At 47.8% G+C, this 12,007-nt stretch carries 14 protein-coding genes; 1 reads left to right on the forward strand and 13 read right to left on the reverse strand.

Going from position 1 to position 12,007, the window contains the following annotated elements:
* The 4 genes from OCV62_RS16815 to OCV62_RS16830 form a co-directional block, all read right to left on the reverse strand.
* Nucleotides 1-1,630 (reverse strand): hypothetical protein (locus OCV62_RS16815; RefSeq protein ID WP_262588109.1); only part of this gene is annotated, 1,630 nt, incomplete at its 3' end.
* A gap of 32 nt (nucleotides 1,631-1,662) precedes the next feature.
* A complete protein-coding gene (locus tag OCV62_RS16820) occupies nucleotides 1,663-2,352 on the reverse strand; it encodes a TetR/AcrR family transcriptional regulator (RefSeq protein WP_262588111.1) in 690 nt (229 codons plus the stop codon).
* A 157-nt stretch (nucleotides 2,353-2,509) separates the two neighbouring features.
* Nucleotides 2,510-3,871, reverse strand: a complete 1,362-nt coding sequence (locus OCV62_RS16825) for an MATE family efflux transporter (protein WP_262588113.1) — start codon at nucleotides 3,869-3,871, stop codon at nucleotides 2,510-2,512.
* A 103-nt stretch (nucleotides 3,872-3,974) separates the two neighbouring features.
* Nucleotides 3,975-4,745, reverse strand: a complete 771-nt coding sequence (locus tag OCV62_RS16830) for a LytTR family transcriptional regulator DNA-binding domain-containing protein (RefSeq protein ID WP_262588115.1) — start codon at nucleotides 4,743-4,745, stop codon at nucleotides 3,975-3,977.
* Nucleotides 4,746-5,061: 316 nt separating this feature from the next.
* Between OCV62_RS16830 and OCV62_RS16835 the strand changes: the two genes are divergently transcribed.
* On the forward strand, nucleotides 5,062-5,775 hold the full coding sequence (locus OCV62_RS16835; RefSeq protein WP_262588117.1) for a tyrosine-protein phosphatase: 714 nt from the start codon (nucleotides 5,062-5,064) through the stop codon (nucleotides 5,773-5,775).
* 86 nt (nucleotides 5,776-5,861) lie between these two features.
* Here OCV62_RS16835 and OCV62_RS16840 read toward each other — a convergent pair whose 3' ends face one another.
* The 9 genes from OCV62_RS16840 to OCV62_RS16880 form a co-directional block, all read right to left on the reverse strand.
* Nucleotides 5,862-6,248, reverse strand: coding sequence for an ATP-binding protein (locus OCV62_RS16840; RefSeq protein ID WP_262588119.1), 387 nt, complete (start codon nucleotides 6,246-6,248; stop codon nucleotides 5,862-5,864).
* A gap of 250 nt (nucleotides 6,249-6,498) precedes the next feature.
* Nucleotides 6,499-7,314, reverse strand: coding sequence for an MBL fold metallo-hydrolase (locus tag OCV62_RS16845; protein WP_262588151.1), 816 nt, complete (start codon nucleotides 7,312-7,314; stop codon nucleotides 6,499-6,501).
* Complete coding sequence (locus OCV62_RS16850) at nucleotides 7,275-7,502, reverse strand: hypothetical protein (RefSeq protein ID WP_262588121.1); 228 nt, start codon at nucleotides 7,500-7,502, stop codon at nucleotides 7,275-7,277. Before OCV62_RS16850 ends, OCV62_RS16845 begins: the two co-directional genes overlap by 40 nt.
* Before the next feature lie 14 nt (nucleotides 7,503-7,516).
* The gene (locus OCV62_RS16855; protein ID WP_262588122.1) at nucleotides 7,517-8,077 is read right to left on the reverse strand and encodes a hypothetical protein; all 561 of its coding nucleotides are present in this window, start codon (nucleotides 8,075-8,077) and stop codon (nucleotides 7,517-7,519) included.
* Nucleotides 8,078-8,179: 102 nt separating this feature from the next.
* A complete protein-coding gene (locus OCV62_RS16860) occupies nucleotides 8,180-9,787 on the reverse strand; it encodes a recombinase family protein (protein ID WP_097800099.1) in 1,608 nt (535 codons plus the stop codon).
* Between the two features lie 134 nt (nucleotides 9,788-9,921).
* Nucleotides 9,922-10,113 (reverse strand): transposon-encoded TnpW family protein, encoded by a 192-nt coding sequence (locus OCV62_RS16865; protein ID WP_005946147.1) that lies wholly within the window; start codon nucleotides 10,111-10,113, stop codon nucleotides 9,922-9,924.
* Between the two features lie 12 nt (nucleotides 10,114-10,125).
* The gene (locus tag OCV62_RS16870) at nucleotides 10,126-10,965 is read right to left on the reverse strand and encodes an ATP-binding protein (RefSeq protein WP_008402238.1); all 840 of its coding nucleotides are present in this window, start codon (nucleotides 10,963-10,965) and stop codon (nucleotides 10,126-10,128) included.
* Nucleotides 10,962-11,702 (reverse strand): phage replisome organizer N-terminal domain-containing protein, encoded by a 741-nt coding sequence (locus OCV62_RS16875; RefSeq protein WP_044945867.1) that lies wholly within the window; start codon nucleotides 11,700-11,702, stop codon nucleotides 10,962-10,964. Before OCV62_RS16875 ends, OCV62_RS16870 begins: the two co-directional genes overlap by 4 nt.
* Nucleotides 11,692-11,886 (reverse strand): hypothetical protein, encoded by a 195-nt coding sequence (locus tag OCV62_RS16880; RefSeq protein ID WP_006573562.1) that lies wholly within the window; start codon nucleotides 11,884-11,886, stop codon nucleotides 11,692-11,694. Before OCV62_RS16880 ends, OCV62_RS16875 begins: the two co-directional genes overlap by 11 nt.
* Between the last annotated feature and the right edge of the window lie 121 nt (nucleotides 11,887-12,007).

Below are 12,007 nucleotides of genomic sequence, written 5' to 3' on the forward strand. Positions count from 1 at the left end.
GAGCCTTGTATCCTGTGCTTTTTCCATTTCCCTGTACCGGCTCTGATGCAGATGTCTGCATTCTGTATTCCACAGGTGCTGCAGTTTCACCGGGAGATGCCGGCTCCGGTACTACCAGCGTTCCGATCGGAAGTTCCATTTCGCTTCCGTCAATCTTGATTATGCAGGTTACCGGATAGCTTCCGGGAGCAACAGGTACAGTTTCGCTGCCATTGTAGAGAACCTTTTCTACGCTGCCCGCACCGGTTGCTTCTGCCTTAAAAACTCCATTTTCCATCCTGATATCCAGTTCCGTCAGGTTTGTCGGATTTCCTTCGCTGTCCAGGTGCATATTGACGTACTGCTTCAGTGCTTCTGTGTCACTTCCGTTCAGGCTGTTGATTGTTACGTCTGATCCAAGGATATAATGTCCCTTACTGCTGTCATGGTTGGAATTTTCTCCACCACCAATATAGCCGATACGGTTCGAAAGAACATTTCCTGCATCGTCTACTACGCCCGTATTCACAATGGCGTTGCCGACAATGATAATCTTTCCTGTCATATCCCATTCATCCTCTGAACCGATGGCTGCGCCGCAATTTCCGGCGTAGGCAGTGACCTTTGCATGATCTCGAATGATAATGATACCGTTCATAGATTTCCAATCTGAGGAGCCAATTCCGCAGCCTTCATCCGAGCCTGCAGCAACCACAGCAGCATTTCCGCCTATGGTAACTGTCCCGGTAAATCTCCCCTCGTCTCCAGTACCGATACCGGAGCCGTCAGAACCATTGTGATCTCCGCCTGCTTTGGCAGTAACCCTTGCGTTTCCATCCATGGTGATACTGCCTGTGAAATTGCCGTCATCTCCGGTGCCGATGCCCGCGCTGCCTTCAGCACCGGTTGCCGAAACCTGTGCATTCCCGCCAATCATAATGTTACCACTTAGGTTACCATCATCGCCGGTGCCAATGCCCGCACCCCTGTCATTACTGGATACTTCAACCTGCGCATTTCCGTCAATGACAATGTTTCCGGACATTTCCCCATTTTCGCCGGTGCCAATGCCTGCTCCGTCTCCGCCGCAGTTCGGTGCTATATTGTCATCTGTTTTTACGGTTGCATCTCCTGTAATATGGATGCTGCCGGACATGTCCTCATTCTCATGGCTGCCGATTTTGGCATTATGGTTATAGCCAGAATCAGGATCATCCTGAATCTCGGCCTTCAGAGAACCGCTTCCGTTTATGGTGACATTGCCATCCGAAATATGCAGTGCAGAGCCGGTTTCAGAGAAGATCTTGTTGTCTCCCTCCAGTGTAATGTTGGCACTGGAACTTCCCTTCACATCAATCGCATCATTGCTGCTTTTAATATTGATATCCTTAATGGTCACATTTGCAGCTGCATTATCGGACGCATTGATCGTGATTGTGTTGCCTGTCTCTACAGAGTTCTCCCGCTGCGTAATCACAGGAGCCTCATCCGGTGTTGAGGTGCTGCCCTGCGTTACCGTCTGCCCGGAATTGTCTGCGTTTACCGTAACGCTGCCATCTTCCAGATACCAGTTGGCGGCATAGGTTGTCATGGGCAGGCTTACGCTCATGACCAGGGCGATCATGCTTGCTGTCAGCTTTTTTCTCTTCATTGGGTTTCCTCCCTCTTTTTCTTTTTCATTTTCTACATTATCCCCTGCAATGAAAATTCATAGTGCATGGCAAGTGCTTTGAACAGCTTCTGCATCACCTGTTCAGAGATCGCGCGGATATCGAGTCCCTCCACGAATCGAATCACCCGCCCGATTTCTTCCTCTGGAACGTTATAGGCCCGAAGGCTCATCGTGAAAAATAAGCGAAGCTTCTTCTCCAATGTCAGCTCTGCATCACACGGATGCGCCATGTAACCTCGCATGATGCCTGCAGATCCGATCTCCAGCTCGTAAAAGTCACGCTCTGTCAGCTCCGGCTGATAGGATCCGAAAATCTGATACAGCTCTTTGGCTGTTTCGCGCTGAATATACTCACAGGCTTCCTTCTGGGTATAGGCTTCAATATAGATTTCCCGCAGGTTTTCATTCAGCTCTGTAAGTGTCATCTGGATCGCTGTTTCCACTGCATAAACATAGACCGGAGGGAGCTTTGTGCTCGCTGCACTTCTTGCCATCGAAAACTGATTCTCAAACATGAACTGCACAAGCTCTGTCAGTACGCCGTCCTTTGCACGGAAAATGTTCTGAAAGCTGCTGCTGGACACGCTGGACTTCGCGATGATTTCCGCCATAGTTGTCTTTTTGTACCCCTGCTCCAGAAAAAGTTTTACGCATACCTGCAGGATGCGTTTCTTTGTTGGTTCGCTTAAACTTGTTGCCATTTGTCCCCTTCCTCATTCTATGTGACTATCTTTGTTTTTCATCTGGTCTATATACCAAATATAGCAGGAAATAGAGGTTCCTGTCAAGGAGTTTCCGGTTCGTGTACCAGCGCAGTGTGACAGACCAAACTTTCAAAAAAACACGATTGAACTGTAACTATTTTCTATTTAAAATTTTATGAAACCGATGAAAGAACGTTGCGGTTGTGATTGCCGCCGCCAGTATATCGCTGATCGGCTCAGCCAAAAAGACAGCAAATACTTTGTTCTGGATAAAATGCGGCAGGATAAAGATCAACGGAATCAACAAGATCAGTTTTCTTAAGCAGGCAAGCAATAAGCTGACCTTTGCCTGTCCCAATGCCATGAAGCTCTGCTGACAGGCAACCTGGAATCCAAGAGAGAATATGCCCGCCATATAAATTCTCAATGCCCATGCAGTATATGTGATCAATTCTGTGTTATTCGAAAAAATACCTGCAAATCCCTTCGGGAACAGAAGCATGATCAACCAGAAACATCCCGTAAAAACGGTGCAAGCTGTAAATTGTGTAAAAAATGCTTTTTTTACCCGATCTCTGTTTCCTGCACCAAAGTTATAACTCATGATCGGCTGTCCGCCCTGACAAATTCCCTGTAACGGTAATGTTGCAAGCTGGCTGACACTTGTAATAATTGTCATCGCTCCTACTGCAAGGTCTCCGCCATATCTTGATAAGCTGGAGGTAAAGCTGATAGACAGAATGCTTTCTGTGGACAACATGACAAAGGTAGAGATACCAAGGGCAAGACATGGTAAGAGGATTTCCTTTTGCAATTTAAAGTTTTCTTTTCTAAGATGCAGGATCGTTTTCTTTCCTGACAGGAAACGAAGGATCCATATTGCCCCCACAGCCTGACTCAAAACAGTTGCAAGCGCAGCACCCTTTACTCCAAGATGAAATACAAAGATAAAGATCGGATCCAGAATAATATTGATCACAGCACCAATCACAGTTGTCATCATGCTGATCTTCGCAAATCCCTGTGTCGTGATAAAGGGATTCATTCCCATCACGATCAGAACAAAAATACTTCCAAGAATATAAATCCTTGCATAATCCACCCCATAAGGAAGTGTCTGATCACTTGCACCAAACAGCGTCAGCAGCTGTGGTGCAAACGCAAAAAATAGCACAGTCAAAGCAACTGCCATAAGCAGAAGAATCACAAAACAGTTTCCAAGAATCTTTTCCGCTGTCTTATTGTCTTTCTTTCCCATGGAAATTGCAGCGCGCGGAGCACCTCCGGACCCTGCAAGCATAGCACAGGCATTGATCAGCATCAGGATCGGTGTAAACAACCCGACACCCGTTAATGCTGCGGCACCAACGCCCGGAATGTGTCCAATATAAATACGGTCAACAATATTATATAAAAGGTTGATAATCTGTGCCACAACAGCCGGTATGGCCAGCCGTGCCAGAAGACGGGGTATTTTTTCTGTTTCCATAGCTTGTGTATTTGACTTACTGTTCATATCTATGCGCTCCTTCCTGATTTCCATACTCTAAAAACAGCCATAGCACTGATCAATATCAGGATTATGGCTGTTTTTATACTTGAAATGTCTCACCGTCAATTCAGCTATCTACCACCTGCAGTACACAGGCACAATAACCTGGCTCAGGCTGATAGCAATGGATGATAAGATTCTTGTCTATCTCCGGACTGTAATCATGAATGGTATGCTTCGTGCCGTTCAAAGCTACGTCCGCATAGGACACAAGCCACTTTTTGTCGCCATTGCGGAAGACCTCGTAGAACGAGCGGTTCAGCATTTCTTCCACAGGAACCCCCTCCACTTTCTCCATTTCCGCATTGCAGTAACGAAAAATGAAATCCACGCCGCGGCCGTCCTCGTTAAAGACAAGCTCTATCACACAGAATGCCAGCGGCATATTATCCAGAAGGCTGCATTTTTCCAGCATATTCAGAGGACTTGTGTGCTTGTCCTCCAGTCTCATTTCTGTGCGCAGACGACGGTGGCTGCTCAAGCCACGCTTGCGCCCCTGAAAGGAGCAGCCATCCGACATGGTATAAACACCATCGCTGCTAATATTTACAATGTGGCTGCGGCATACCACTGTCCCTTTGCTGATATTCAGGAACTCACACTCCGGCAAAACAGCCAGAATACTGCTGATCGGAATGAACAGTGCAAATTCTTCACCGTCCATACGTTTGATAACGGTTTTACGATCTCTACGATAAATGTACAGGATATTTTCCGCACAAAGTCCATGCTTTTGAAAGTATGTGTTCAGGTTGGTCACAGCGTCGGCTCCTTTTCTTTTGATCTGTTTAGTATAACATAGCCGATTTGTATAGGCAATGAATTTACTAAAGTTCATTATATAACGTCGTTTATTTATCTTTTTTCATAAATTTCTCGCAAAATTGTCTTTAAGTTACTTAAAACCGATATTATGTTGACTTTCATACATATTTTGTATATGATAAGCATTATCAATCCATTGGGGAGACACCTGAGCTTTCGCTTTTGGACGCCCAGACTATGGGCAATCTGATCAGGCAGACGGGATATAAAACGCCTGACGCAGTTCCCAACGGTAAAGTTCAGCAGTATGAGTAACCGGCATTATTACAGCTCCGGACGCCCTGCCGGACACTATAACAAGCGCTACTACCAAAAGGAAGAGAAAAACAATGAAGCAAGAATTAACAGATATTCATCAGCACCCGATATGGGGGATGGACGACGGCGCAGATTCCCGGGAAACCATGTTCTCCATGCTCCGGGAGGCGCACTTCCAGGGTATAAAAACAATTGTGGCCACAACTCACGCTGCACCGGGATTTCATCCTTTTAACATGGAACTCTATACAGAACGGCTTGCTGAAGCACAAGCTTTTTGCAACCTGGAGGATTTGCAGATCCGGCTTCTTCCAGGTGCAGAGATCGCATGGACCTGTCAGGTACCCATGGCACTCCAACAGGGAAAGATCCCTACAATCGGCAGAACAGACTATGTATTGTTAGAGTTTTGGAGAGATATTTCCTGGCAGGCAGCAACGGATGCGGTAAATCAATTGACTCGCGCAGGCTACCGCCCGATACTGGCGCATCCGGAAAGGTACCTGATATTTTTGCAGTCACCGAAAAAAGTGCTTCGGTTTCGACATGAAACCGGCGTTTTACTGCAGGTCAATGCAAATACGATCCTGAACCCCCGAAATTACCGGATACATAGATTCGTGGAATATATGTTACAGAAAGACGGTGTGGATGCAGTTGCATCGGATGCACATAACTGTGTAAGCAGACCAGTGAATCTGGAAGCGGCATATCAGTGGCTTATCCATCATACAGATGCAGCATATGCCCGGAAATTAGTGACCTTTGGTGGTGAGCTGGTATGACAGATTGCAGACAGACCTATACCATCGGGATCATAGAATGATGTGCGTTGACCACAGAGAGCTCTGTACCAAAGGTACATACACTATTACAATACAGCGTGTGTACCTTTTCGAATATCCGTCAATTTCTGTGCTTTTTCTCTGATACGGGCTTTATCTCCGAAATTATCTCCACCATTTATTCCACCTTTTTCTCCACCATTAACGTTATCCTGCACATTTCTATATAAATTCACTCGAAACATATCATCGAATACTTCCACAGTCGGAACAGGCAGTCCATATTCTCCGGCAGCACTTATAATTCTTCTGATGCCGCTTCCCCACGCTTCTACCAGTCCCATTTGACCGAAAATATTAGCAATCAGCTTATTTCTAATCTTAGAATGACCTTTCATTACTTCCTCGTAGGTTAATCCATTGTATAAACCGCCGGGCGATGTCACTTCCAAGCGATCGTCATAAATTGCCACCTGTATGCAGGATTCATCTAAGTGATGATTCCTATGAAAGAACAAAACGATCCCAGCGGCGCCAAAACGATTGTCTGGCTGCCGCCGGGATCATGAGCTTTACCCTTCTTTTTTATTTACCTAAAAATCATCTGCGCAAAATCTGCAAAGCATGGCCGCCACACGTTCCAGTCATGTCCTCCCGGATAAATCTTTCGCATTTTCGCAGTCAAGCTGTAAAAATATTTTTCCGTCCTTTTCGAAAGGCGTCTTATCTTGTCTCATAAACGCCCTCCTTGCTGTAGGTAATGAAAACATCCCCGTATACAGCCACCGTTTTCGTTGCATTCAGCTGCAATGGATCTGGAATCTCCCTGATTTCTGCAGTCCCATCGACAATTTTCTTCATGCATTCCAGCGCCTGATCGACCACATAATCCGCCAACGGTGCGCCAAAGCCCCGGTAATCATGATGAGAATTGATCACATGGTCATACTGGTCTTTCATCGACGCAATTCGTTCCATCGCCTTTGCAGCTTTTTCCACACTGACATATCTTCCCTCCGTATGGTCACCCGACTGCATCAGCAAAAGATTACGGTTACACGCATCGGCACAGAACAGATACCTGGTTTTCGAGTCGATAAAAATCATTTCGCCGGGGGTATGTCCGGGACAGCTATATGCCGTAATGATACGCCCTCCAAGATCGAATGTCTGACCGTCGGATAGCGGAAGCAGCTTCGGTTTTCTCTCCCAGCAAAGCATATCTTTCTCTGTGCTGTAAGGATAATATTTATCCTCCCGCGTCCGGATAAAATCTGCATAATTTCTCCGGTTTTCCAGCATTTTTTCAAAGGATACATCCAGAAAATAATTGTCCGCCGGATTGATATACAGCTCGTCAAATGCGCCTGCCCCGCCGATATGATCCATATGTCCATGGGAAGCAATCACAATGTACGGTTTATCGGTAATTTTTCTGATAACGCCTTTCAGATCACCGATTCCACAGCCTGTATCCAGAAGCAGCGCACGCTCTTTTCCTACAAACAGAAAAATGGACGAGCAGTCAAATTCATCGATTTCATATGTATTTTTTCAAATTCATAATAAGGATGCCTGTCCGTCATAGTAATCTCCATTCCGCAGGCGCTTTGCGCCGAAGGAATCGCGAGCAGAACTTCCAGTTCTGCTCTGCGATCATAGCTACTTTGTGGCGCCTGCGGCACAAATAGCAGTGTGAAAAATAAGCGATCACGCTTATTTTTCACACTACTCCCCATCCTCAGAATTTCATCTGTTTACATGTTCTGACACCATTGACATAAATATCGTTTGCCAGCTCCGTAACCAAACGAAGATCCTGCCAGGTTTCACATTTTTGCCCCATAAAGGTAATATTGTCAAAGGTAATATCATGGACACGTACTTCTTCTGTCGGCGTCTGGTATCCTCGGATCAGCGAAACCGGAATATCGCCGTTTAATACCTGAATGTTGTCAAAATGAATATCATTGATCTCCCCTTTGGCAACCTGCTGCGTATACTTGCAGAGCAGAACCTTGATATCGAACAGCTTCTGTTCCGCCTGCTCTACCCGGATATTTCTGTAATGGACGTCATGCACATGACCGCCATCCGCCTGATGGATGGAGATTGCTGCGCCGCCCATATTTCCTTCGTACTGACAGTGAATGATATCACAATCCTCAAATACAAGATCATGGATCTCACTCTGAAGCCCATAGCCTAATTCAATTGCATTGCCCGGCTCCGCATTCCAGAGCACATTATTATGGGCATATACTTTCGTCACATCCCGAACAGTCGAAGTATCCGCAATCAATCCATGTGCCTTTGCTTATGTGTGATAAAGAAGTAATAGAAGTGTAAAAAATTTTGCCTTTCCTATCCGGTACTTGTCTTTGGTATCGGATAGGGCAGGCGGTCATTCGGGCAAGTCCACCTTGCCGACGAAAGAATAGTAAATCTCAATATCCTGTCTGCGTGTGCCATTTTCATCGTAGCTGCACTCATGCACAACGATTTTCTCTACAAACTCACGTAAGAGGGTGTGGGTCAGTTCTTCAAAGTTCATGTGCTTGCGGACAATGTTCATAAACTTTTCTGCGTTTACGGTAGCTTCCTGTGCTTTGGAAAGCTCCGCCTGTATTCTGGCAACACGCTCTTTCAATTCCTGCTGTTCGGCTTCATAGTCTGCCGAAAGCTCCGTGAAACGCTCGTCAGAAATGCGACCGCTTACGCTGTCCTCATACAGCCGCTTGAAAATAGCGGAAAGTTCACCGATACGCTTTTCGGCAGCTTCCAGTTCCTTTTTCTTGGCGGCGTTCCGGCGTTTGCCGCCGTCCTCGTTCTGCTCGATCAGCAGCTTCATAAACCGGGCTTCATACTTTGCCGCATAGCTCGTCACTTTCCGTAGATTGGAGAGAACGCCCGCAGTCAAAAGGTCGGTGCGGATAAAATGTGCGGTGCAGTCATGGGTGCGCTTTTTGTAGTTCCCGCAGATATAGCAGTCCTGTTTCCGCTTATCGGTCTGGTAACGCTGCTGATACATGACGCTGCCGCAGTCCGCGCAAAAGAGCATACCAGAGAACAAGCCCACTTCATCATAGCGGTTCGGACGCTTGCGCTGTTTGCGTAATTCCTGCACACGCTCCCATGTCTGGGTGTCGATGATAGGCTCATGGTGGTTCTCGAAAATTGCCTGTTTCTCAATGGGATTTTCTATGCTGTGCTTGGTCTTGTAGGACGGTTTCTCCGTCTTGAAGTTCACCAAACAGCCCATGTACTCCCGGTTTTCAAGGATATGCACCACGGTATTTGTCGCCCATTTGCACTCATAGCCGGGGTGATAGCGGCGTGTGCTGCCCGTCCTGCGGTATTCCAGCGTTCCCGGCGTTGGGATTTCCTGCTCGGTCAGCATACGGGCTATCTTGGTCGGACCGTTCCCGGCAAGGCACAGACGGTATATCTGCTTGACCACGGGTGCGGCTTCCTCGTCAATGATGAAGTTTTCGTCCTCGTCCATGAGGTAGCCGTACACGGGTTTGCTCGTAACAGGCTTGCCGCTCATGCCTTTTGACCGTTTTACAGCTTTGATTTTCTTACTCGTATCTCTCACCAGCCATTCGTTGAAAATGTTCCGCAGAGGGGCAAAATCATTGTCGCCCTGTGCGCTGTCTACTCCATCGTTGATGGCGATAAAGCGGACTCCTTTTTGTGGGAAAATCATCTCGGTATACATTCCCACCTGCAGGTAGTTTCGCCCTAACCGTGACATATCCTTTACGATAACGGTAGCCACTTTCCCGGCTTCAATGTCCGCAAGCATGGATTGAAAGCCCGGTCTTTGGAAGTTCGCACCAGAATAGCCATCGTCCGTGTACCAGCGCAGATTGGAAAAGCCGTTCTGCTTTGCGTAGGTTTCAAGGATACGCTTCTGGTTGGAAATGGAATTACTTTCGCCTTGCAGCTCGTCCTCATGGGATAGTCTTGGATAAAGGGCAGTGATTTTCTGGGTGGTCTGTCTTAACATAAAATCCTCCGTTTCCGACAGCCAGCCCCACTATTCCGTATTTCGATTATACCACATGGGGCGGCTGTCTGTATAGCGGCTTCTGCTTCTTTACCGCCCGGTAAAATGACGATTTTTCTGTGCGGCTTGTAGCGTTAGGGCGAAAGCTGGGCTTTGTGTCCTGCGGCGGCTTCCGCCTCCAGCACTTTCATCATCTTATCGGCTGCTGTGTCGGTGGTATCTTTTTTGAAAAAGCCGGAAACGACAAGGACGGTGTTGCCCATGCGGATCTCTGTCACGCAGTCCGGGCGGCGTTCCGGGGTGGTGTTCTGCTTGTTCTCTGCCATAGGCAACTCCTTTCATTTCATCAATTCTTTTAGTCTGTTCAGCTTGGCTTGCGCCGTTTCACGGCGGAAGTTCTCTCCCGTAAAGAGGATAGGGGCGCACATTTCCAAAAGGCGGTCATAAATCCGGGCATGGGCGGTGTCCAGCGGATTTTGCAGGCTGTCCAATGTCAGATTGGTGGTAACGATTAAGGGCTTGCGGCTGCGGTAGCGGCTGTCAATCACATTGTAGACCTGTTCTAAACCGTACTCTGTGCCGCGCTCCATTCCAAAATCATCAATGATAAGCAGAGGAAAACGGCAAAGACGCTCGATATACTCGTTGCGCCCCTCAAAGCTGGCGGTCAGGTCATTCAAAATCGCAGAGAAGTTCGTCATGCGGACAGCGACTTCCTGCTCCATGAGGGCATTAGCGATACACCCGGCAAAATAGCTTTTTCCTGTGCCGACCTTGCCCCATAGCAGATAGCCGATATTTTCCTCGCGCATGATTTCCCAATGCTCCACATAGAAGTGTGCAATCTCCATTTGCGGGCATTTCCCGTTGTCGTTGGCGAAAGTCCATTCCTGCATGGTAGGATTGGTAAATCCCCGGCGTTTCAAGTCCTCCACGGTGTCAAGGTGCTTTCTGCGCTGTTCGGCGGCTTCACGCTCCAAACGCTGGGCTTTCTGGCAGTCACATTCTGCCGGGTGGCGGTCACGCCCAAACAGGGCGGCTTGCTTTTCCGGGAAGTAGGCTTCTTTCGGAGTGTGACACTTGCCGCAGTAAAGCAGTCCGTCCTCGCCCGTGTAGTCCTCCGGCTGTGGGGTAACAGCCGCCATATTCAAAACTCGTTCTGTAAACAGATTACTCATAAGCTCTCGCCCTCCTTGCAGGCGTATTCGGGTATGCCCTGTTTCGGGGCAGCCTTTGCGGTATCGTCTGCCGCCCATCTGCGGATAGTGGCGGCGTGGTTTTTATATTTCTTGCCCGTGGACGCGATATAGCCGGAAAGCCGCTCAATGTAGTACGCCCATTTTTCGGGCAGCTCCGCTTGCAGTTCGGAAAGCTCCGTATCAGTCAGAAATACATTCTCATATCTGCCATAGCTGCGGGCGATGGCTTGTCCCTTTAACTCTCCCTCTTTTTCTAACTCTATATCTATCTCTTTCTTTATCTCTATCTCTGGTGGACGAATGTCGGACAAATGTCCGCCATTTGTCCGCGGCGGCAAAAGTGCCTTATTTTCAAGCCTTGCGGCGCGTTTCCGTTCCGCTTCGGTAGAGGATTGACCGATCATCAGCTCGATGTCGGTCATATAAAGCAGCCCGCAGTCAAGCTGCTCCACAAGCCCTAACTGCTGGAAGATGGCTAATGCCCGTTCCACCGTCCCGATTTGGTGACGGGTCAGCGTGGCTATCATCTGGGCGGTATAGGGGATATGCTCGTCAAGCTGCAATCTGCCGCCATTTTTCAGCGATTTTAAGTACAGCTTCAAGAGGATATTGGAATACAAAATCCCGTCTTTCATGTCCTCCAACAGCACAATGGAATCGCTGTCGAAGAAGTTTTCTTTCAGTTTGAGGTAGTAATATTTGCGGTTATCTGCCATTGGCGGTGTCCTCCCTGTGTTTCCATCTCTTAGAGAAATACCGGGGGCAGAGGACGATAATCGCCCGGAAGCTCTGCTTGCAGCCGTGTGTGCAGCCCCGGCAAAGGTCATTGTAGGTAATACGGTTTCGGTGGTTGAGGAAAAAGCTCCATTCCAACCGCCGCTTTTTGCTCATGCGTGGCATTTCTCGCTCCTTTCTGCCGTTTCCGCTGGTATAAGCGGATAGGTCGGTAAAAATGTAGTTTCTCGGTGTCATTTTCGGGGATTTCCTGCGCTGTGCACCCCGTTTCAAAGGTGGGCAGTAT

This window comes from Gallintestinimicrobium propionicum (assembly GCF_025567525.1).
In the GTDB taxonomy this organism is placed as follows: domain Bacteria; phylum Bacillota; class Clostridia; order Lachnospirales; family Lachnospiraceae; genus Gallintestinimicrobium; species Gallintestinimicrobium propionicum.